The organism is Paenibacillus koleovorans NBRC 103111 (assembly GCF_004000845.1).
Taxonomy (GTDB): domain Bacteria; phylum Bacillota; class Bacilli; order Paenibacillales; family NBRC-103111; genus Paenibacillus_AA; species Paenibacillus_AA koleovorans.
This window is the reverse complement of sequence record NZ_BIMA01000113.1, coordinates 1-23,401: the sequence shown is the minus strand read 5'-3', so window position 1 is coordinate 23,401 and position 23,401 is coordinate 1. Positions and strand designations below refer to the sequence as shown.

Genomic DNA, 23,401 nt, shown 5'->3' with positions numbered 1-23,401 from the left:
GTTCGTGCTAATATCAGGTTGCTGTATAACGAGACGGACGAATACTGACTGAGATGTGAACCGGTGACGGTCAGTGCGAAAAGGATGCGATCGAATTGTTGAACGGCGGGTCTGGACAAGGAAGTGAGGGTGTTGCCAGGTTACATGCGAGTACGTTGGGCTAATGCTGTTGTGGCTTATGTAAGTTTGGCTATATGTTGGTGTGACTCATGTGGGTAAATATAACCCTCAATAAATACTAGTAACATACTAGTATGTTACTATTTCATATCCTATGCTATCATTGATGAAAAGGCTCGTCAATCCTGAACCTTTTCGCATATGCGCCTTGTCCCCTTTTCGCCATAATCATGGTAAGATGAGTACAAATGCTAAGGGCAGCCAGATCACCACACGCAATACCACCATCCATACGGGAGTGGCTCCGTTGATTAAGAAACGTACGACCTTCGACGATCGGCTCGAATTTTTCGGCCAGGATATCCGCGACAAAATCAAGTCAGGCTCCATCAAACCCGGCGATTTTCTTATCTCCGAGGTGGACCTGGCCCGCATGTACAATATAAGCAAAAACCCGGTGCGCCGCGTGCTGGCCGAGCTGCAGCAGGAAGGGCTGATCGAGAAAATCCCCTGCATCGGCAACCGGGTGTGCGAGCGCCCCGCCGCGCCTGCTCAAGATGTAACGCTCACGATGCTCGTCTATGAGGTGTGCTATGAGATGAGCGTTTATGAGCGGGCGATCCATCGGTTCGAGCAGCTCCACCCAGGTGTGACCATCCGGATGGAAGTCGTGCCGAACGCCGTTTATAAGGCCCGCATAGTGGAGTGTATGGAAACGCCGTCCGATGCGGCGGCCGATCTGATCATTTTGTCCGACCATCATTTCTTCGAGCTGGAAGAGAGCGGCCGGAACAGCCTGCTGCTCGATATGTCGGCGGACGAGTTCCCCGTGCTGAAGGAGCTGTACCCGCAGCTGCTGCCGATGTACACGACCGGTGGCGGGAGTGAGCGCGGCGGTGGCAATGGTGGCGGCGGTAGGCTAAAAGCATTGCCGATCACCTTCTCCCCCATCGTCTATTGCTGCAACACCGGAATTATCCCCGAGCCGGAAAAGCTGCGCCTGCATAACTGGGACGATCTGCTCGAAGCGGCACGGGCGTACACGATTGTCGATGCGAACGGCCTGAAGCGGCAGTTCGGGTTGGCTTCTACTTTGTCGTTTCGCCGCTGGCTGATGTTCCTGCTGCAGAACGAAGGCTCGTTCTTCGGGCCGGACGGCGCTCCCGACTTTGCGAATGAGGCGAATGCGACCGCTTTACAGTTTTTCGCCGACCTCGTGCACAGCAATCTGCTCACTCCCGAGATGCAAGGCGGGCAGCACGCGGACCATTTCCTGTTCAAAAACAACCGGGTCGCGCTCATCCTGTCGAGCTATTACTTCATGAATGACCTGCGCTCGCTCCCCATCCGCTGGGATGTCGTGCCGGCCATGCCGGGCAACAAACGCAGCACGACGCTGCTGATCGGCAGCGCGATCGCCATTCCGGCGGCCAATCCGAACCGGGCATACGCCCAGGCGTTCGCCGCCCTGCTCGCCGGCGAAGTCGTGCAGGCCGATCTCAAGACGAGCGCCTGCACATTGCCCGCGCATCGCGCCGTCGCCGAAGATCGGCGGATCACCAACCCCGAGCTGCATCCCGAGCATTACCATGCGTTCATTGATTTTATGCCGCAGGTGGCCTCGATGATGGAGCTCGGGCTGGACCACGGCCGGCTGTCCCGGGTCGCGCGGGAGCTGACCTACCTTTGGTCGCATATGGAAACCGGGGAGGAAGCCTGCAGACGCATTCAAGAGCAGATTTTGGGTGATCTGAATGTCTAGGATAAGTAGCACAGTACGGAGTGACAGGTGGCGGATCGCCTTCATAGCAGCGGCAGCGGTATGTTTCGGGCTCCTGCTGGCGGGCTGTGAAAGCAAAGAATCGATCGGAGAACAGGAGACCCCATCGGGATTAACGGCAACGGCAACGGCCACCGCAACAGCAACAGCCGTGACCTCCGCAACGTCGGTGGTGTCCGGAACAGCTTCACTAGCCGCTTCTCCCTCCCCTATACAGTTTATTGAACGTGAGCCAGACTCCACCTTTCCTCAGATTCAAGCTTTGATTCGCAGCTATCAGACCAAGCTCGTCGAAGCGATCAACACCAACACGTTCAGCACCGTCGAGCCTTATTTGCTCCCAGGCAGCAATCTGTACAAGGAGCAGCAGGCTTTAGTGGCCAACTTGCACGCCCGCCGCATCACGGAGCGGTTCGTTGACGGTGAGATCTACTCGCTTTATTTCGAGGGCAATGATCGCTACAAGGTTGAAGTTAAAGAAACGGTTGATGTCATGAATTCCGATCAAGCCGCAAAGCGGAACGATTTTTCATGGTACTACTATGTAGAGAAGCGGAACGGGAAGTTTCAGTTAACGCAGCTGGAGGAGTGGAAAACTTATCAGCTGGATATGGACCGGAGGTCCGGGGCTGTGAAGGCAGATGGCTTCTATGCGGACGAGTTGGCCAACAACATGGCTTCCATCCTGGAACAAGCAGTCAACACGTTGGACATTACGCACCTCAAGGAGCTGTCCAAAAACGAAACGACGCTCATACGAATCAAACAATTATTAACCAGGTTAAGAAGCCAAGGGAGCGGTTTCAAACTCAAGGCTTCCAAGCTGGCGGAGAACAGGAACAGTTGGTCGACATGGCAGGAAATCCAGTACACGTACATCGATCGCGGGCAAAAGGAGCAATCCGGTTCGTTCCGGCTAGCGCTTCAATTCGATGAGATTCGTGCGGGGTTCAGCGGTCGTGCGGTCATCCGATACTGGGAGGAGCTCGCAGCCGACGCTCCGCTTCCTGGCCCGAACACAATCGTAGCGCATGAAATCACGAAATTGCATCCCTCGATGCCGGAGATGCTGCTTCGCGTGCAGGGAACGCAGGATAGTGCGTCGAGAAGCTCTCTTTTTACCGCTAATAAAATACAGCTCTACTCCCTGGACACTACCAGCCGGCTCCTTCAGGACATCCAGCTTAGCCCCACTCGAACCGGACAAGGCCTGACTTTAGGTCTCGTAGTGGAGGATATGAACTTTGACGGATACCAAGATATTCGGATTCAAGCTCACACCCCTGCCGGGCCGAATATTCCTTACTATTACTGGCTTTGGGATCCCAAGAGCGGTGCTTTTCAAGCCAATCAGGAGCTGGAGACGATTACATCGCCAACCTTCGACGCTTCCGCACAAGAGATTCATTCCACGGCCCGCGACAACGCAGTCACCTATCTGGACAACTCCTACAAGTACCTGAACGGCAAACCCACACTAACCAAACAAGTCGAACGGATCGGGGATGCGGACAAGAAACAGTGGCGCGTCACCGTACGGGAGCTGCAGAACGGGCAGTTGAAAGTTACCGGGGAGTATGCGGAACCGATGAAGTAGCTGGGGTGGTAAGTAGCTGGATGGCGACTGGCAGAGGGAGTGAGCGTCGCGAGGTACGATGGGGGTGGCGGCAGCCGGCCCCAGGCAATGCCGCTCACCTCCTCCCCCATCCTCTATTGCTACAACACCGGAATTATCCCCGGGCCGGCCGCTCTATTCGCGCTTGACCGGCATCATATGGAAACGAAGAGCTCCCGGCCTTCCTCCGCCGAACGCTCCGTCGCTTCGATAATCGCGATCGTTCTGGCGGCCTGCTCGGGTTTAACGATCAGCTCTGCGCCGTTCGTCAAATGTTCGAAGATGTTGCGGTAATAGGCTGCGTGGTTCTCTTTTGCAGTCGTGAGCTTCGTTTCGACCGGCAGCCCGCCGGCTTCCGTATGCAGGATGAAATGACCATCGAACAGTTCGGCATCGACGACTGCTCCTTTCGTGCCGAGAATGCGCACCTTGGGTTTGCCGGCGCGAGCAATCGCGCTTATCTGTACGTGCGCCACCGCTCCGCTAGCGAATAGGATCGTGCTGTCGACCTGATCCTCGTTGGTGACATCATGCCACACCCGATTGTGCACATGCCCGCGAACGGACGTTACGCTGCCCGGCACGAAGCCGAGCAGCCAATCCAAATAATGCGCGCCCCAATCGTAAAAGGCGCCGCCGGAAACGAGCTTGTCCGAACGCCACCAATAACCCGGATGCCGATGGCCGCCCATGAACATTTCCACATGGAAAATATCGCCGAGCAGTCCACGCTCGATCACGTCCTGAAGCGTCAAATACCAGCCATCCCAGCGCCGATTGTGGAAAACCGACAGCATCCGCCCCGCCTGCTTCGCCTGTTCCGTCAATGCATACGCGTCTTCGGCGCGTATGCACATCGGCTTTTCCAGAATACAATTTTTCCCGCTCGCCAGCACCAGCGAGGCTAGATCGGCGTGGGTATGGTGCGGCGTAATGACGGTCACGAGATCGATATCCGGCTGCGCCAGCAGCTCCTCTACGCTCGTGTAGGTACGAATATCGGGAAAATCTTCTTGTGCCTGCTGCATTCGAGCCGGATCCAGATCGCACGCGGCGACAAAGGACATGCCTGCTGCGAGCATTTGCTGGGCATGCAGCTTGCCCATATTATAAGCGCCGCCATAGCCGATAACGGCCGTGCGGATCGAATAATTCGACATGTAAATCGCTCCCTTCAGTATCCGTGTTAATAGATATAACGCTTTCATTTCCTGCTTGTCGGCTCCAGCGTTTTTTTCAACCGATATTCCTTGGGTGTGACTCCATATCGCTGCTTGAACAGCTTGAAGAAGGTACTCTCACTGGAATAGCCGATCCTCTCCATAATCTCCTTGATGCTGAGAGGTTTGGTTTCCAACTGCACCAGCGCCTGGTTCAACCTGACTTCATTGATGTAGTCGGAGACGGATTGCGCTTCCACTTCCCGGAACAGCTTCCCGACGTAAGCGGGAGTCAGCCGCAGCATATAGGCAAGACTTTGCAGACTCAGATTCATATCCGCATAATTGGCCTCAATAATCGACTTGACGGTATCCATCAACGCGCGATTCTTTTCCTGCTCCATGTTGACCGTCTTATCGCCTATGCTCCCGCATATGTCCAGCAGGACTTGCCGGGAATCCTCCAGTGTCTCCTGCTCGAGTATTTTTCGGTTGGCCGAGCTCCAGTCGTAGGGAATGGAATGAACCCGTTTTCCATTAATCTCCTTCAGGGTCGTGCGGACCAGTTGAACAAGATGAAGCAGCCCATGCTGGATGTGATCGATATGAAACGTCCGCAGGTGACGGAACAGCTCGGTTACGCTTTGTTCGATCTGCGCCCGGTCGTTCCGTCGCAATCCGTCGCCAAGCTTCTTCTCTACATCTGCTGGAAAGCCGGTCTCCTCCTGCATCAGGTTGCTTTCTACCATGCTTCGGCTGAATATACGACCGCGCCCGAAGATAAGCCTGTGCGTAGAATAGTGCAGCGCTGCAGCGTAGGCGTCGCTAATGCCCCTATAGTCCTCGATACGCTCGCTTAAAGCAATCGTCAACGACAGCTTGTAATAGTCGGCAACGATTTCCTGCAGCCGGATCAGCACCGATGTCGCCGTCAACCGGCTGGTCTCGTCATCCTGCTTCAAGCTGAACAGCAATACGGAATGCTCATTGTTCATCTGCACGCATTCACACGGATAATGGTCCGCGAACAGTTCAGCGGCGATATTGGATATCGCAAATTGATAAAGCCGCAGCCGGGAATCCGGAGTAACGGCCGTCAGCGCGGAGTAATCATCGATGCGTAGAACAGCAAGCAAATATGCGCCATGCGGAAGAATCCGCCAACCGCTCTGCTGCCTGCATTGCAGGAAGTCGTCCTCGCGGAAGGAACGGCAGTCTGCAATCAGACGGCGCAAATAATAATTGCTGACGATCTGCATCGCGCCTTCCTTCTCGACTTGGATCGCTCTCAGCATTCGTTTGATTTGGTGGTACGATTCGGTCACATAGGTCAGCTCGTCCCGAATCGGATAAGAAGTCCCTTCGCCTGCTCCCTTGGCGGTATGAATCTGTTGCATCATCCGGTCCACAGGAGCGTACAGACGGCGGGAAATCCAGACGGAAACAGCGACAGACACGAGCAGGAATCCGATCACCGCCATGATCGTCGCAGTTCTCATCTCCTTGATCACGCCGACCAGCGCATCGTAAGGCTGAAGACTCACCACCCGCCAATCATACATGCCGACCGACATCGTCGTCGCGAAAAATGTCGAATTCCCATCCTTAATCCGAAAGGTTCCCAGCGGCTCATTGTAGCCCTTCAATGTTTCGGTCAACTCTCGGCGTGCCGCAGGAGAGAGCAGCTCCTCCTCGGGTCTGCCGGACAAGAACACATTCCCTTCCCGGTCCGTCAGGAATACGACGGATTGAGGGACGGCCAGGTCGTTGACCGCCTTCAGATTCGTATAAATCCATTCCGGATTCACATTCAGGATCAGGGCGCTTTGGTCTGTTTGATAGGAGTCATAAGAACTGAAAATAACGAACGAAAAAAAATCGACCCCGTGATCGGGCTGGCTTAAATTCATTGGAATCAACTGCATCCGGGGAATGCTCTTCTCCGTCATCAAATAATGGAGCAACGGAGTTGCAAGCGGGCTATTCTTCGTCTCCAGTCCGTCATGTCCCACTGCGTACATATCCTGAATCTGGCTGTTGTACACCACAATCGAATGCAGGAAGGAGGAGGAGTTCAACACCTTCAACAAACGGTCATTCGCACGGATGACATCCATCATGTCATTGTCTCTGCCATCGATTAGCGGGATCAGTTCATGGTCGTTAAACAGATTAAAGCTCAGGTTATGAATGATTTCGTTCATATAGGTCAGATTATGCTTCACCTGTGACATCATCTTCTTATTCGCATCGACCTGCATGCCGAGAACCCGCTTCTCCGCGCCATAATAAATAAAGGATGTGGAAGCGACCAGGAGGGTGCACATGAAGAGGGTCACCGAGACCAAAATACGCTGCAAATATTTCGATTGAAACCGATTTTTCAGCATAACCATACATCCCCCCTTGAACCGACACAACCTGCCCGTTAATCCCATTCTACCCAATCAAAAGCACGCAGGGAACTGCCGAACGAGAAGGGAAAGCCGACAGCAGTCATGCTCCGCTGTCACCTAACCGATCTGCATGGAATTGCAGGCTCCTCCAACTCTCATCGAATGTTTATTTAATCCCATTCTCCGCCACCCAGGCATTCAGTTGCTTTTGCCGTTCTTCCAGAATACGGTCGATGCCGGCTTTTTTGCGGGCTTCGATGTATTTGGGCAAATACTGGGCCGGATCCACGCTTCCAGTATTCAGCGCGATGGAGAACTCGTCCGCTACGGCCTTCAGATTGGCAAGCTCCGTCTTAACGGGCGTATCGTCGAACTTGAAGCCGTACAGCTCGGAACGCTTCGCCGAATCATTGAGCTTCTTCGTTTTTTCCCACGTATCCGCCGGCTGACCCTCAAGCAAGTACCCATTGAAGACGTTGCCGAATTCCCAGCTGCGGCCATGCGCGTACCCCGCACCCGTTTGAATCTTAATCGTGTTCGGCCCTACTTTCGTATAATGCTTGCCTTCGATGCCGAACGCCAGCAGGTTAAACAGCGTCGAATCCGTGTTGACTAGCTCCAATAACATCATGGCCCTTTCCGGATTTTTGGATGTCCGGCTGATCGCGGTCATGGTCGGCTGGATGCCCGTGAATTCGGGATCGGTAATCGGTACCATAACGACTTCGTTGCTACCATTTTTTGTGAGTTCTACAGCTTCCGCTCCCGGGCTCATCGTCACATCCCATTTCACCGCCACCTTGCCGGTTTTCTCCAGATCGACGGTCGACTTGAGCGTGGCAATGTCTTTGTACATGTACCCCTTGTTGTACCAATCGCGCATCCGGTTCAGGTAATCGCGATACTCGTCCGTCTGCACGGGGTCGACCAGCTTGCGGCTCTTATCCCCAATCCGATAACCTTCCGGAGCGAAGCCGTACAGCTTGCCGTAATCGAACAGATTGCCGAAATTCGCCAGCGGGATGACGTCCGGTTCATTTTTGCGCAGCACCTCGAATAAGTTCGCGATATCCTCTTGCTTGCGGATCGTACCAAGATCGATCTTGTACTTATCCACGAATCGTTTTTGAATCAGAAAACCCTGGGCCTTGGCCGCGATCTGATAATTGGGCACCGCGTATATTTTGCCCTTCACCTTCGCGTCGTCCCATACCATTTGCGGCAGGCTCGCCTTGAGCTTGGGAGCGTACTTCGTCAGCAGGTCATCCAAATCCAAGTAGGCGCCCTTCAGCACATTGGGCTGATAGTCGCCGCCCCCCCAGTTCCCCGTCCACGCCAGGTCGAACGTTTCGGCCGAAGAGAAGATGGTATTCATCTTCTGGCCGAAGCTGCTCGCAACAATCGGAGACAGCTTCACGGTTGCATTGATCTTAGGCTTGATATAGGCGTTCACCGCGTCCTCTACCGCCTGCTGATCCGTTTGCAGCTCGCCGAGCGGATAGTACCATAGCAGCTCAACAGCCGGCAGCTGGACGACGCTCGCCTTGGGCAAGTCCTGTGATGCCGAAGCCGTCGGTTTTTGTTCGGAAGAGCTACATCCCGCGAGCAATGCGGAGGATAACAGCATACCTCCTAACGCGCTTATCCACACTTTTTTCCCTTTATTTGTATTTCCCATTGTATTGACCTCCTTGTAGGCTAAGGGCCGTTTTACTTGTACAAACTTTGACACGGGTGACGAATTTCCTACCGACAAAACCGGTTTGAAAACAAAGTCTTCGATGACTTGCTACGTGTCCATTCGGATCACCTCCTTAAGCGGATTGCAAAGCATGGACCGTTCACCCTTTCAACGACCCAACAGTAAGCCCTTTCACGAAATATTTCTGAAAAAAGGGGAACACCAGCATCATCGGACCTGCCGCCAAAATAACCATGGCCATCCGCGCGGAGACATTCGGAAAATTCTGAACCGAGGTTGTGACTTGACTGAGAAATTCCTGATTCGTCGCCAGAAACTCCAAATTTTCCATCATGCGGACAAGAAGCAGCTGAATCGGAACAAGGCTCTCCTTGTTGATATAAATCATCGCTCCGAACCAGGAGTTCCAGTAGTTAAAGGAAATGAACAACCCTAGGGTAGCGAGCGCAGGCTTCGACAGCGGCAGCATAATGGCAAAAAATACGCGAAACTCGCTGGCTCCGTCCACTTTGGCCGATTCGATGATTTCGAACGGCACCTCGCGCATAAAGCCTTTCATCACCATCACATAAAACGCCGAAATCATGCCCGGCAGGATGAGCGCCCAGATGCTGTCCTTCAGATGCAAATATTGCGTGATCAAAATATACGAAGGGACAAGCCCGCCGCTAAACAGCATCGTAAAAAATACATAAAACGTCGCGATCCGTTGAAACTTGAAGTCTCTGCGCGAAATCACAAAGCCGATCATGGCGGTCAGCAGCAAGCTCAGCACCGTGCCGACGACGGTGACGACAATCGTAACCAGATAGGCCCGCAGCAAAATCGTCGGCGATTGAAGAATGTACCTGTACGCCTCCGTGCTCCACTTCCCGGCGATGAACCGGTATCCGTCGGCTGCCAACGATTGTTCGTCGGTCAGCGAAATGGAAACCACTAGCAACAAAGGCACGATCATAGCGACAGATACGAATAAGAACCATAGATTCGTCGCCCATTGAAAGACAGAGACGCGTGCGGTGCCGGATCCTGCTCGCAGATTGGATTTCATGCCGCACCTCCTACCATAACGAGTTGTCCGGATTGATTTTTTTGACGACGTAGTTGGCCGCCAACACCAGGATCAGGCCGACAACGGACTGATACAAGCCCGCAGCCGAGGACATGCCGATATCCCCCATGTTGCGGAGCGCCCGGTACACATAAGTATCGATAATATCTGTCGTGGCGTAAGTCATCCCTGAATTGTTCGGAATAAAATAATGAAGTCCAAAATCGCCGTTGAAGATGCCGCCCACCGCCAAAATCAGCATGACGCAAACCAGCGGCATGATCGCAGGCAGCGTAATGCGGACCGCCATCTGCCGGCGGGTCGCCCCGTCGATTTTGGCCGCTTCGTAATATTCCTGATTGATCCCCAGAATGCCGGCGTAGTAGACCAGTGTGGCGAAGCCGATCTTCTTCCATAACGAGACGATATTGAGCAGAACCGGCCACGGTTTGTCTTCCATGTACCACCTGTGAGGAGCAAGTCCCAGCCATTCCAGCCCGCGGTTCAGAAATCCGCCCTGATGGTCGAGAAAAGCAAATGTCACATAACTGACGACGACCCAGGACAAAAAATGCGGAATGAACATGGCTGTCTGGTAAAATTTGAGGAACCGTCGGCCGATTTCGTTCAGCAGGATCGCAAACAACAGCGCGGTCGCGGTCGTGAGCAAAATATAGCCGGTTTCGTACAACACGGTGTTCCTTGTAATGCGCCAGGCGTAATCCGAGACGAAAAAAAACTCGAAGTTTTTCAGTCCGATCCAATCGCTTCCGAGTATCCCTTTGTCGTACCTGTACTCCTTGAAAGCGACGATGATGCCGAACATGGGCAAGTAAGAAAAAATAAAGATTTTGACAAAGCCGGGAAGCAACAGCAGCAGCAGTTCATAATTTTTGCGAACGGCATACAAGGTGTCGCGCCGCTTCTTCCCCTTCTTCGTCGTTGCATGCGGATGCGCAAGCTGCATCGGTTTGCCCCTTTCCATGATGTTCCTCCTCCTTCGTTCGCCGATGTGCTTATCATGCCACCCGTCCGGCACGGCAGCTACTGCACGATGTTCCAATCGCTCTCCGCCGGGGCTGCCGATTGTGCGAATTGCTGCCTAATATACGATTTACAACCGATCTATCCGCCATCGACCGCCGCTTTCGGCGAAGCGGATATCGTGGGCAGCCGCAGCTCCGGCCCCGTCATACACCGACTTTCCTTCCGCTTCGAGACTCGTACAGCCTAGCGCCAGACCATTCATGCTTCCGTCCGGACTCGTTCGGAGCAGCAGCATTTCCGCTATGCAGCTTATCACTCCCCAGTTGAGGGTCTCTGCTGCGGCTGCTGCCTTGTAGACAACACGAGTCCCTTCGTCGTTCAACAACTCGAAGCCTCTCCAACGATCCGCGGCATCATGAAGCGGTCGGCAATCGCGAACGGTACCCGTTGTCCCTTCCATCGGATGCAGCAGACTGACGAATACTTCCTGCCGCGACCCCTGCCATTCGATTCGGATGTCCGCACTCTCCCTCATCCGATCGTACGCATACGCTTGCCAGCCGGCATAGTCGGGTTCGCTTCTGCCGTACAGCATAACCGTGTTCCGTCCGCTTTCGCCGCCGAAATAACGAATATGCAGATTCGCTCCGGTGCCGCTGGTTGTCGATACCTCTCCGTCATCGCAGAGCCGGATCTCCTCCGGTGCGAATTCCGCCGACATCTGCCAGGTAAGGGTGTAGGTGTGAGGCTCGGCGGCATACAAGCGGTCCGTTACAATCCAGAGATCGGGCATTACGTAGAGCACCTGTCTGTTATGCCGTACGTCGCGAACGGCGTCGCCATATGCGTCGGCATATTCGCCCTCCGCCAGGACGAGGTCCGCTTGCGCGATCCAGCGGCAACCGATCGGCTTGCGGCTAGCGGCCAAATGCTCCGGGTTCGTGCTCTGTCGGCGAAGCCGCGCCTGGCTGAAGCCGTCCACGCTGATCGTGTTATGAGCGCTAGAAGAGTAGAAATAGGCGTTGATGCGCCGGGACCGTTCGTCGTCTGCGTAGTTGAAGTTGCCGGAGTCGATCAGAAGCTGCCGTCCATACGCCGTTAAGACCAGGCTATTAGCGTCCTCGTGCATATGTCCGACACCGATCCGGCTCGCTTTGAAGAGCATATAAGCGCTTTCGCCGCTCCAGCCGCTGCGCATCACGTAATAGCCTCCATAAGGAAAAGCGACAGCCAGCGGCAGCCCCCTCTGCGCTACCTTATCCCCCTCGAGCGCGGCCACGATGTCCTTCACCTTCCGCAGCCCGAAGGTATCCCCCCAATCCTCCACCTTGGCCGTCGCGTCGTTGCTGTGCGTCTTGGCAACGGCCGGCCATTGTTTAAGAGGGTCAATTATCCACGCCATGAATTCACAGCGAAGCCCAACTGTCTCCTTCAGCGATTTCAATCCGGACTTGGGGACGTCCCGGATCAACGGCCACAGCTGGCGATAGTTGTTCGGCAACGCCGTGTTGTAGTTGAATGATTGCTCCAGATCGCTGCCGTCGGGCAGCAACGATTGTCCGACATACTCCTCCAGACGCTGCATGCCAATCTGGTAGCAGGCCGGGGCGAGCTTGAATTCATGCAGCACGATGCCGAGCGTAATCAGGCTGACCGCTACATGCAGTCGCTGGTTCGGGTACTTTCTCCGGTTGCGGATCATAACGAAAGCATGGTCGGTCATCAGCGACGTTACCATCCTGCGAACAATGTCCGTATCTAGCGCCTCCATCGCAGCCAGCGCCTTCAGGCTGGGCAGCCATCTTTCGGTCCTGGCCGCACAAGCCAGCGAAATCCAGCTGCCGCCCGCATACCCCGGGTATCTGCCCTCGCCGCCAACGCCATCTTCGTCCGCCGACGCGAATAGCGGCAGATGGGGATCGTATTCCAGCTGCTTCGCGCCGTAGGGGTGCCGGTCCGTAAAGTCCCGCATAATGGCCAGCCACTTGTCCCGATAACGCGCCTCCCCGGTCGCTTCATAGGCTTGAATCAGGCAGTTCGGGAAATACATGTAGCCGAGGTGGCTTTGCCATTGCTTGTCGCCGCCCGGGGTCAGCAGCCAATCGATCGGATCGCCGATAGGAACAAGCGGACTGTTCAACAGCGAAATCCGATTGTCCAACAACAGCTCCGCGTCCTCCATAAACTGCGGGTTGGCCGGGAGCGGCAGCAGCTGAGCTGCCTTCAGCTTACGCTGGAAGATAGCCATATACGCTGCCATGGCCTCTTCCCATTGCTCCCGGACCGAAAGCGCTCTTACTTCCTCCAAGCCTGCCGAGCCCAGATCGATCAGCCCTAGGAAAGCTGCAATCTCCTTATCCGCTGCACATCCGTTATTCACGCTCCGCGCCTCCTTGCTTTCCGTCTCAAGATTTCGACAGTCGCACCGTCATCATGCGGTACGGCTGTACCTTTATCCTGCGGAATAGGCCAGGAAGCGACAACTGTCATATTGTCGAAAAAAAAACTGGAACGACTGCGAATATGTCGAATCGCTGCACAGGAAGCGAGTCCTAACAGCCGGCTCGGCCGGCAAATTCCGTCGGCTTCAGCCCCCGTCTCATCCCCGGCGTACAACCTACGGCACGAGCGTTCCGCGTTCAAGTGGCTGGCGAAGTCGCAAGCACGACGACGCGCAAGCAGCCCCTCCTACCTATAGACCTAAATTTCAGGACACTTGCTTTAATGCAGGTGTACTATTTTTTTGCGTCTGGGAAAAAGTGTGTACGATCCGACACCAAACGACTTCCCGACTGAACGAATCGTAAAGAAAATCAAGCTGAAATGCCTACGGGTCCGGGGATTCAAATTGGCTCCTTCCACTCATTTGCCCGCTGGGAAACTTTGCTAGAATGAAGCATGTGTGTCCGACTCGATAGCCAACCCATCACGAACCATACACAAGCGTCACTTCCACCACTCGGCTTCCCCACCAACCAGATGCGTTCCCTAGGTCAGGTAGATTCCATCCGTTATTCGAGGAGTGAATGTCGAATGCCGACTCCCTTTCATGCTGCCATTACAAAGGTTAATGTCGTCAACAATCCGAATTTGATGGCCGCCTTCTCCCGTTTGAACCTCGCCGCCAAGGATTATGCCCGCACCGAGCTGACTGTCCCCGTCACGCCAACGGAGCAGGCCGGCGATACGATGCTTTTCGAACAACCGCAGGATGCCGCTAAGAAAATGTATCTGCCGAGCTACAAGCTCGCCACGGAGAAAACCTCGAGCGGGCAGGAGCGGTACCGCGTTGCCCTGGAGGAGCGAGCTCCCGGCTGGGTGCTGCGCGTCCAGCTGCTCTCTTGCCCGGCGCCGGAGATCGAGCTCGCCGCACGGGATGCGACTGCCGTCCCCCACCGAGTGACCGTCACGCTGCGTTACTTGTTGATGGGGTCGGGCGGGGTGCACAAGGAGTTGGCATTCGGAGAACCGGTGCCAACGCCGGAAGGTTACGCTGCGGAGCTGCCGCTGAGCAGCCTGGCGGAGCGGGACGAGCTGTACGCAGCGCTGACGGAGCCGCAGGCGAACGCCGTGCTGCTCGTTCGCCGCTCGTTCCAGCATGCGTACCCGTACCTCTCGCAAGCGCCTACACCACCCGTGCTGCAACCGCAGCCACGGCCCCAACCCCAGCCTCGACCGCGGCCACTTCCCACCCCGCTGCCGATGCCTCAGCCGCAAGGCGGCCATCCGCTGCAGCCGCTGCCCCGCCGGCCGATCCCGATCCTGCGCGACAAGGCTGTCACGGTGCAGCCGAAGTCCCTCTCGATCGGAGCGCTGAAAGGGCTGAGCGGCGTCAGCAGCACGGTCAAGCTGAACCGGGATGTAGTCGCGGCCGCCATCAACCGGGACGTGCTGGCCCACGTCGACTTGTCCGTGCTGACGCCTGCGGCGCAAACGCGGTACCGGGTACTCGACCGCCTGTTGGAGCTGCAGCTCCCGGCGTATTTCCCGGCCAACCTGCACGGCTACATCTACGGCGGCATCGCACCCGCTGCGGAGCGGCCGGGATTGATCCGGCACCAGCTTCAGCATGGCGGCGACTTTCACAGCTACTACCAAGAGACGAGCCGCCGATACTTGTTCTACTACTTACCCGATGCTTTCAAACTGGCGCGGTTGCCGGAGGCGCCGTATTTGCCTTTCATGTCCGTGCGGTTCGCGTCGGAGGACGGGTCGCTCCAGAGCTCGCGGGCGACCCTGGACTATGCGGCGGCGCCGTATGTGGACATCGCCCGGCTGGAGGCGGCCGCGCAACAGCTGCAAGCCCATGTCGGCGCTGAAGGCGGCCTCCCGGACGGGGTCAGCGGCCCTGTGTTCCAGCCGCTGCTGGCGGATGCCGAGCGGCTCTCATTCCGGGTCGCTCTCCCTAATGCGCCGGGGCCGTTCCAGCTGCGCGAGGGTGCGCTCGTGAACCTCAAGGAAGGCATCGTCGACACGCTTACGCTGACGGTTCCCGAGCTGCAAAGCGTGTTCGAGGCGATGATGGGTGCCGGGGCGGCGGTCCATCTCCTGACGGGCGAGGTCGAGGTGCGCTTGGACGACGAGCATCGGCAAGTTGCGGAAAAGGTGCCGTTCACCGTCCGCCTCGACGATCTGGTCGGCGAGCTGTTCGACTGCCGGTACGAGCCCGACCCGGCTTCTCACGGGATCCGGGCTACAGTGCGCAACATGATCGAGAGCCCGGTGCGGATCGGCGCGCTGGAAGCTAGGCTGTACCGCGACGGCACGGCGGTTCCGAGCGAGCTGCGCGGATTGGCGCTGCCGGTCGAGAGCCTCGCCTCCGGCGGGGAGCTCGCGATCACGATCGTCCCAGCGGAGGCAGCAACGGCGCCGGGGGCGGAACAAGGTAGCGGCGCCGTAGATGGTGGCGCAAGCGGCAAGCTCGAGGCGCTCGTGGAGCCTCGAGCCGTGACCGTCCTGCCGGATCGCGAGACGATCTGGGCGGCGATCCAGGACCCGTTCATATCGCTATACGAGCAGACGATTACCGTCAAAACGCTCTCGGCCATTTTCCAGCTGGCGGCGGGCAAACCCGAGGAAGAGCGGCTGAGCGAAATCGTCGTAGAGCTGCGGCACGGGGAAACGGGCAGCGTTACGGTGACGCTGTCGCCCGAGCAACTGGAGGTGCGGGCGGCGCTGCCTTTCCCGATCGGCGACATCCTGCTCAGACGAGAGGACAGCGGTGCTTTCGAGTACAGGGTCACCTCCATCCGCTTGAGCGGGGAGACGCAGAAGGATTGGAAGGCCAAAACCGGCAGCCTGGTATACATCTTGCAGGGAGATGTCGTGTAGATGAGCGGACTGCTGGACTTTCAACAGCCGATCGACTGCGGTTCGTTCACCATCTACTATCCGTTCGAGGGCCGAGGCCCGCATCGGTTCACGCCGGATCGCCTCGCAGTCGCCATGTCGCCTGACGGCGTACCGGAGCTGCGGCTCCAGCTGTACCGCGGCCGGAACGCGATGCTGCCGCCATCCCCCTACGGCGTCCTGCAGCTGCGGCTCCAGCTGCACAGCCCGGTCGAGCAGGCGGCGAAGCAGCTTGCCGCGCGGCATTCCGGCAGCCGACTGGAGCCGGCCGCCTTCGCCGGCGACGGCTTCCTGCGCCTGCACACGCCGCTCGGCGTCAAGCTGCCGCCGGCGCTGAGCGAGCCCATCCGCCTTGCCTGGAACGGCTTGGCGCATGCCCGCTGCCTGCTTCGTCTCACCACCGACGAGGCGATGCTCCTGAAGCGGCTCCTGCAGGACGAGACGATGCCCGTGCAAGCCCAAGCCGAGTTCGAGCTGGCCGGCATCGCCCCGCGCCTTCCGCTTCGCGTCCGAGTGCATACCGCCCCCTTCCGTGCAGCGCTTGCCGCTTGGACTGATGCGGATGGGCGGATTGCCAGAGGCGAGCTGGTGAAGCGGTTCGCTGCAGCCGCTATGGACTGGACGACCATTGGGCTCGAGCTAAGAGGAGACGTTAACGAAGCTATAGGAACCGAACTAGCCGAGACGCTTGCCGACTGGGTTCGCACCCGCTACGGCGTCTTCGCAGCCAGCCCGGTCGCGGACGGCCAAGGGTACATGGCATTGCGCGTGCAAGCTGCCGGCACCGATGAGCTCGATCGCCTGGAATGGGATCTGTCCCAGCCCCTCGAGACATGGCGGCCGCTCGTCTTGCAGCTGCAGCCGTTCGACGAAGCCCGCCGCCTCATCCGGGAGGCCGGGATCGAGTCCATCGTGCCGCCGTCGATCGTAGTGCCACCGCTGCCGCACGGCGTACACATGATCGACGTCGACACGAGCATCCCGGCCGACCGTCCCGGCGTTGCGGCGATCGGCGTCACGCTCCGAGCGGCTCCGCGGCCGCCTGCCCGTCCGCAGGCCGTGACCGTGTCGGCCGAGCTCGCCCCGCCCGCGGACACGGCTGCGATCCGGCTCCAGCTCTCGCCCGCCGAGCCGCTCGCCTATACATACTCCACATTCGTCATAGTGGAGCATGCCGCCGGGGCGCATCAGCTGGACGGCCCCGAGCTTCCAGCCGGCGAAGATCGGCTTTACTTGAAGCCGGACGCTTTTCCCGTCCGCTTCGTGCCGCAAGGCGCGCAGCCAAGCCTGCTCGAGACGGCCGACGTGCACGGTCGGTGCCGGTGGACGGAGTCGGACGGCAAGGAGATCGTCGTGGCCTTCCCCCTCTCGGCCGACCGGCCGGAGGCGGCCGTCCCCCTCCCGCTGGATGCCGCCGCGACAACGGTCGAATACGAGCTCCGCGAGCGTGAGGGGAACGGTGTTCTTCGCCTTCCACCGGCACCTCTGGAGCCCCGGCTGCTGGGCCTGCACTCGTGGCCGGAGTACGGCGCGCACGAGGTGGTCGTCGAATGGAAGCTCCCGCCCAAGGAGGAGTCTCAGCTTGGGCCGGGGCTTGAGTCCGGGCTTGAACCGACGTCGACGCCTGGTCTCCCATTCAGCAGCCCCCGCTCCGATCGGCTACTCGCCCTCGAGCTGCTGCCGGAGGATCGGCTCGAGACGAAAGCATCCGTCATCGTGCTGGCCCTGACACTCGATCAACCGCGGAAGTCCTTCACCTACTTCGCCGCCTCTCCCTTCCGCGCCGGTTACCGCTATAGGCGTCGCGCAAGCGCAAGCAGCCCCAGCCCGCCGGAAGCGTGGTCGGATTTGCGATCGCCCTTCGAGCCTTTACTTATCCAAGAGGGGGAATGAACATGACGGACGATCCGAACGACCCGTTCGTATTCCGGGGGTTGACCTGCTATCCGGATCCGGGGGACCCGAACACCTTTTACTATCGCCCTTCCAGGCCAACGCCGGAGCGCGACGCCATCGGCCGACCGGTGTTGATCCTATGGCAGGGCGGCGCAGGATCACGGATACAGTTCGGCACCCAATGGACGGCGGAAAATGTGGAGCTCCAGGCGCTGACCGAAGAAATCATCCGCCGGTATCCGGACCGCAGACTGACCGAACGGCGGGTCCTCCTCTCTCCGGAGCAAGTGGAGATCGCCGGAGTTGCTTTGGAAATCCGCAGCGACGGCAACGATGGCAGCGGCAGTGGCAGTGGCAATGGCAGTGGCAATGGCAGTGACAGCGGCCTTGCCGGCAGCTGCGCCGACGCTTCTTTCACCACGCTGCACAAAGTCCGCTCCTCCGGCTACCCGCCCTACAGCGCGCTGTTCAACGTGGCCCTCACACCGATGCAGGCCGCTCACGCAAAGCGCGCCTTAGCCGGCGAACCGGGCTACTTGCGGGTCACCTACAGCGGGACGGTCCGCCAGCCGGATACGGGCTTCGCGTCGTTAACCGCGACGGCCGACATCAGCACCTGGTTTTTGCGCGGCGAAGGGGCCGGCCATGTCCGACTCCTTTAACACCCCAACCTTTTCCTAGGAGGAATGAAACGATGCTCATGTGGGAGAAACCCGAGCTGATCGAAGGCTGCACCGTCTACCGCGATCATGCCGACACGAACATGTACTACATTTTGCCGGGTCAGCCCGGGTTCCGAATCGACGACAACGGACACCCCGTGTTCAAGTTCATCAAGTACAAATTCCCGGTGGACCGGCCTGACGGCAAGAAAGGGGGCGGCTTCCTGATCGCGGATGTGGAATTCACTGTGCCCGAGGACAAGTTGGCCAAAATCAAAGCAACCCTGCAGGAGCGCATCGACCAGTCTTGGAAAACCCGACGCCTCCAGCCCCCCGCGCCTCAGGTAAAAATCGGCCAGATGAGCTTCCTCCGAGGAACCGCCAGCATTACGGTGCTGGACAACGGCGGTGCCTTGGTCGAGCAAATCACGAGTCCCGGCGCTCCGTCGCTGTACGGCAAAATGATCACCCCTTTCACCGTTGAGCTGTCCCCCGAAGGCGCTACGCTGCTGGAGAAAGCGATGCAGGATAAAGGCGGGGTCGTCCAGGTCGCCTATGACCTCTGGATGCCGGTTCGGCTGCCGGCCATTACGGCTACCGTATGGTTTAGCGCCGAGAAGCTGATGGAGTTTCACCAGGCGATCGATGTAGAGGAGAACTTTTGGTCCGAAGACAGCTACCGAGAGACGCTCCAGCAAAAAATGATCGAGTCGAACGCCGGCGGAGTGGATATCAACCCGGGCGGCGTGACCGATGCCAAAGTGATCAACACCGTCCGCGACTGGGCGTGGAAAACGATGGAGGATGCGGTGGCGAAGATGATTCTAGGCGATATCCCTCCCGTCGACCCGAAAGAAGCGAATGCCTGGTACACGGAGCATGACATCGAGAACATCAATCGCGACATCGTCGTCCGCAAGGCGGTCAGCTTCCGGCGTACGTACAAGGAAGGCGCGGTCATGGAATGGAACCCTGCGCCTCGCGGGACGCTGCCTAACATCACGAGTCTGAAAGGCCGGGACGGCAAGCTTTACGAATGGAAGGACTATGCGCTCGAGGTCGATCTGAACGATCCTTTTTTCAAACAGCTGAATGTAACGGCACGGGCCAATGCGGACTTCGAGAAGCTCCCGCTCGACAGTGTGGAGGTCAAGATCACGTACAAGGAAGGCGCGGAGCATGCCGTCAAGGAATACGCACTCCGCAAGCCGGACGATGTAGGTAAATTTACCACTTTTATTGCCAACAACAGCTACAACTACAAGTACTCGTACCAGGTGAATTACAAAAACGCCAGCCGTTCCTACCAATCCCCCGAGTTCGAGAGCGACGAGCAGCATTTGACGATCAGCGTGGGCGATACCGGTATTTTGTTGGTGGACATCGCGACGGGCGATCTGAATTTCGACCAAGTGAAAGAGGCGTCCGTCACGCTGCAATACGAGGATCCGGGCAACGGCGTCGCCTTGATGGAGCAGGTGTTCAAGCTGAACAAGGACCATCCCGCACACAATTGGACGCAGGTGCTGGTCCAGCCCAAGCGCAATCCGTACCGCTACCAGGTCAAATATTTTATGGCCGACGGCAAAGAGTTCAAGGGCGACTGGCAGTCAAGCGGCTCCTCGCAGCTGTTCATCGACGACCCGTTCAGCGCGTCCAAGACGGTCAACATTCGCGGCTTCGGCAATTTCGACACGCGGATCGATACGATTTTCGTCGACTTGGAGTACCGGGATGAGACGAACGGCTATATGCAAAATCATTCGTTGGCGCTGTCCAAGGAAAGCACGTTCGAGGACTGGACGTTCCCGGTCATCTCCGATCAGTCGGGCCAGGTAGCTTATTCCGCGAGCATTCGGTTCAAAGACGGAACGGTTGAGCCTATCGCGAAGACCTTCGCGGACTCCAATACGATCCTGCTGGGCGACGCCGTGCTGTATCAGGAGATTGAGGTGCTGCCGGATTTGGTCGATTTTGACGCGGTCAAGCTCATTAAGGTGACGCTGCATTATACGGATGAGGCAAAAGGTATTGATGAATCCGGCGATCTGGTGTTCAAAAAAGGCGCGGCCTCGTCGCTCAAGTGGGCGTTCCCGTACAAGGACAAGACGAAGCGCAGCTACGACTGGAGCGCCTCGTATTTCATGGCCGACGGTTCGGTGAAAAAGGTGCCGGCGACCCGTACGGCGGAAGGAACGCTCGTGCTGCCCGAGACACCCGCCTAATACGCACAGAGGAGGTGAAGCCGCATGTTATATTTGGCACCGCCCTTTCACATCATCAATCGGGTTACTTTGTTCCGCGACCACGAGGACCCATTGCAATGGTATTACTTGCCCGGCCCGCCGAGGCTGACGCAAATCCAGGATCCTGTTAGCGGCTCGCTCCATCCGCAGCTGCAATTGATCGAGTTCCGAGGCACGGCTGGGACAGGCGGGTTCTTAAACTTCGACGTGAATCTCGGCATCGATCCGGAGCCGCTCGAGGAAATTCGCGAGGAGCTGAAGCGGCTGGAGCGGCTGCCCCAAGCGCCGCGGCTCGCTCCAGTCCCGCTGGTCGACGGCGCCGTGAAGCTGATGCTGTTCGACATGGAGTCGGGGCCGGCTCCGGGCGGCTCCGGGGGTACTGGCGGTACGGTTGGGACGGTTGGGACGGGCGGCGCAAACGGGACAGGCGGCGGGACAGGTACCCCCTCTCCCGCACCTGCAGACTCCGGCCCCCGCTTCGTGCTGAAGCTGAGCCATCCCGCCAAACCTGCGCTGTACGGCGACAACCAAGCCGCATTCTCATGTCGCCTGACCGAGGACGGCGTCAAGCTGCTGCGCAAAGCGCTGAAAGGCGACATGTCGCCGATCGGGGTCCTCTTCTCGCTCGACTACTTGGCGCTGCGCCCCGCCTTCTCCGTACGGCTCGAGATCGACTGGGACCGGGTGCAAAAGCAGATGGAGGAAACGTTCGGGACGAACTCGATTTTTTACCAGTCGCAAATAACGAAGGCGGTCGACGAGCTCATCGAGAAGCAAGCGATCAAGCTCGAAGTGGATACGTTCGTCCCGGAGGGCGAAGAGGCCGCATTGATGGGACGCCGCGACCAGGCGGTGGAGGAAGTGCGCGACATGATGACGCAGGCTTTCTTCGAGCCGAGCCTGAATCCGACGGAGCCCGAGGAGGACGGTTGGGACAAAGTCGAGCAGCTGGCCAAAACCGCTTCCGCCCTTGCTGTCACCGGGGGCTGGGGAGCGCTTGTCGGCTTCTCGTACCGGAAGCTCGATCTGACGCGCATCGATCGCAAGCGGTTGAACTTCAACATTTCCGAGCGGACTACGGTGAAGAAGACGATTTACCCGCAAGGCCATTTGAGCGGACTGTCTCGCGTGCTGCGCCAGCCCGGTGTTGTGGAAAGCAGCTATATTCTGCAGGTCGATCTGGACGACCCTTGGTTTGCCAAGCGCAAGCTGCACGTTATCTCTCGAGCGGATTATGCGGGCGACCAGATCGCCTCCGTCCAAGTCAGGGTCGACTATGGCGGCAGCGTGAAGGATGCCGTTCTGGATGCGGCGGCTCGGACTGCCGATCTCGCCTGGAACAGCGTGCTGGACGGCGGGGCGATGCGCCAGCAGGCGAAGGCTCAATATACGGTCCGCTTCAAGGATCAAGACGGCACCGAACGGCCGCTCATCCTGCAATCGCCACCTGTGGAGGAGACCGGCGAGTTTCTGGAGATCGATCCGCGCGACCTCTACTCCATCGTGCCGATACCGATTCAGGCGCTGAATTTTCCTTGGGACCGCTATTCGCACGTCGACGTGCAGGTACAGTATATGGACGAGGCGCACGGAATTCGGTTGGCGGACAGCTATGTGTTGAAGGCCGATGCGACGGAGGCGCTATGGCGGATGTTCGTCTTGAATCCGGAGCGGACCCGCTTCCGGTATAAGCTGATCTACCGGTCGGTAGACCACCGGGATGTCGAGTCCCCATGGGCGGAGAGTGAAGAAGAGCGGCTGACGATTCGAGATCCGTTCCCGCAGAAACGGACGCTCGAGATCGTGCCGCTGTTCGACTGGACGAAGGTGGACCGGGTGTTCGTGGACGTCTCCTATGTGGATGAGGCGCATGATGTGCGGGAAGAGGCTTCGTACGAATTCAATGAGGGTGCCACCGCCACCAAGCCGTTCGTCGTCGCCTTGCAGGATTCGGATCGCCGGCTGGTCGGTTACAAGGTCACGATCTTCCACAAAGACGGCACGATGGCGGAGCTGCCGGTGTCTTATACGCTGCAGCGGCGGATCACGGTACGCGAGGATATGCGGGGGCACCGCATCGTCGGCTTCCGCGCGGACGGCGGGGCCGGCGACTTCGCCGCGCTGAAGCTGCGCGAGGTGGTCGTGAAGGCGCTGTACGAGGATGCGGAGCACGGTCTTCGCTTCGAGGATGAGTTTACGCTCAAGTCGCTTGCGGATTGCGTCTACTTTGAGTTCGACTTCGTGGCGAATGGTCCGAGGCGATACCGCTATCAGGTCGTTCGCCGCTATACGAACGGGCTGAACCGGACGACCGACTGGAAGCCGAGCGACGCCGACGAGCTGCTTTTGCCTCTGCGGTAGAGGTGGGGGTTGGGTTGGGTTGGGTTGGGTTGGGTTGGGTTGGGTTGGGTTGGGTTGGGTTGGGTTAGAGTGAGCT

At 58.0% G+C, this 23,401-nt stretch carries 13 protein-coding genes; 7 read left to right on the top strand and 6 right to left on the bottom strand.

Annotated features, from left to right (window positions below):
• The first annotated feature begins 427 nt into the window (after positions 1-427).
• Together PKO02S_RS26140 and PKO02S_RS26135 are read left to right on the top strand one after the other, a co-directional pair.
• Positions 428-1,882: an extracellular solute-binding protein gene (locus tag PKO02S_RS26140; RefSeq protein ID WP_164821698.1), complete on the top strand. Its 1,455-nt coding sequence runs from the start codon at positions 428-430 to the stop codon at positions 1,880-1,882.
• Complete coding sequence (locus tag PKO02S_RS26135) at positions 1,875-3,497, top strand: XAC2610-related protein (RefSeq protein WP_127587768.1); 1,623 nt, start codon at positions 1,875-1,877, stop codon at positions 3,495-3,497. Before PKO02S_RS26140 ends, PKO02S_RS26135 begins: the two co-directional genes overlap by 8 nt.
• A 173-nt stretch (positions 3,498-3,670) precedes the next feature.
• Here PKO02S_RS26135 and PKO02S_RS26130 read toward each other — a convergent pair whose 3' ends face one another.
• The 6 genes from PKO02S_RS26130 to PKO02S_RS26105 all read right to left on the bottom strand — a co-directional run bounded on the left by PKO02S_RS26130 (position 3,671) and on the right by PKO02S_RS26105 (position 13,191).
• Positions 3,671-4,675 (bottom strand): Gfo/Idh/MocA family protein, encoded by a 1,005-nt coding sequence (locus tag PKO02S_RS26130; RefSeq protein ID WP_127587766.1) that lies wholly within the window; start codon positions 4,673-4,675, stop codon positions 3,671-3,673.
• Positions 4,676-4,719: 44 nt separating this feature from the next.
• A complete protein-coding gene (locus PKO02S_RS26125) occupies positions 4,720-7,065 on the bottom strand; it encodes a helix-turn-helix domain-containing protein (protein WP_164821697.1) in 2,346 nt (781 codons plus the stop codon).
• A 172-nt stretch (positions 7,066-7,237) separates the two neighbouring features.
• On the bottom strand, positions 7,238-8,749 hold the full coding sequence (locus tag PKO02S_RS26120) for an ABC transporter substrate-binding protein (RefSeq protein ID WP_127587762.1): 1,512 nt from the start codon (positions 8,747-8,749) through the stop codon (positions 7,238-7,240).
• Between the two features lie 163 nt (positions 8,750-8,912).
• On the bottom strand, positions 8,913-9,824 hold the full coding sequence (locus tag PKO02S_RS26115) for a carbohydrate ABC transporter permease (protein ID WP_127587760.1): 912 nt from the start codon (positions 9,822-9,824) through the stop codon (positions 8,913-8,915).
• A 10-nt stretch (positions 9,825-9,834) separates the two neighbouring features.
• Positions 9,835-10,809 (bottom strand): ABC transporter permease, encoded by a 975-nt coding sequence (locus PKO02S_RS26110; RefSeq protein ID WP_127587758.1) that lies wholly within the window; start codon positions 10,807-10,809, stop codon positions 9,835-9,837.
• 129 nt (positions 10,810-10,938) lie between these two features.
• Positions 10,939-13,191 carry an alginate lyase family protein gene (locus PKO02S_RS26105; protein WP_127587757.1) on the bottom strand — a complete coding sequence of 751 codons (2,253 nt, stop codon included), beginning with the start codon at positions 13,189-13,191 and terminating at the stop codon, positions 10,939-10,941.
• 653 nt (positions 13,192-13,844) lie between these two features.
• Between PKO02S_RS26105 and PKO02S_RS26100 the strand changes: the two genes are divergently transcribed.
• From PKO02S_RS26100 to PKO02S_RS26080, 5 genes are read left to right on the top strand one after another with little or no spacing between them, the layout of a single operon-like run.
• Entirely contained in the window at positions 13,845-16,142 is a 2,298-nt protein-coding gene (locus PKO02S_RS26100) for a hypothetical protein (RefSeq protein WP_127587755.1), read from the top strand.
• Positions 16,143-18,053, top strand: a complete 1,911-nt coding sequence (locus tag PKO02S_RS26095) for a hypothetical protein (protein WP_127587753.1) — start codon at positions 16,143-16,145, stop codon at positions 18,051-18,053.
• 2 nt (positions 18,054-18,055) lie between these two features.
• Entirely contained in the window at positions 18,056-18,718 is a 663-nt protein-coding gene (locus PKO02S_RS26090; RefSeq protein ID WP_127587751.1) for a hypothetical protein, read from the top strand.
• Positions 18,719-18,750: 32 nt separating this feature from the next.
• Positions 18,751-20,943 (top strand): hypothetical protein, encoded by a 2,193-nt coding sequence (locus PKO02S_RS26085; RefSeq protein WP_127587749.1) that lies wholly within the window; start codon positions 18,751-18,753, stop codon positions 20,941-20,943.
• Positions 20,944-20,967: 24 nt separating this feature from the next.
• A complete protein-coding gene (locus PKO02S_RS26080) occupies positions 20,968-23,325 on the top strand; it encodes a hypothetical protein (protein WP_127587747.1) in 2,358 nt (785 codons plus the stop codon).
• Positions 23,326-23,401 lie beyond the last annotated feature (76 nt).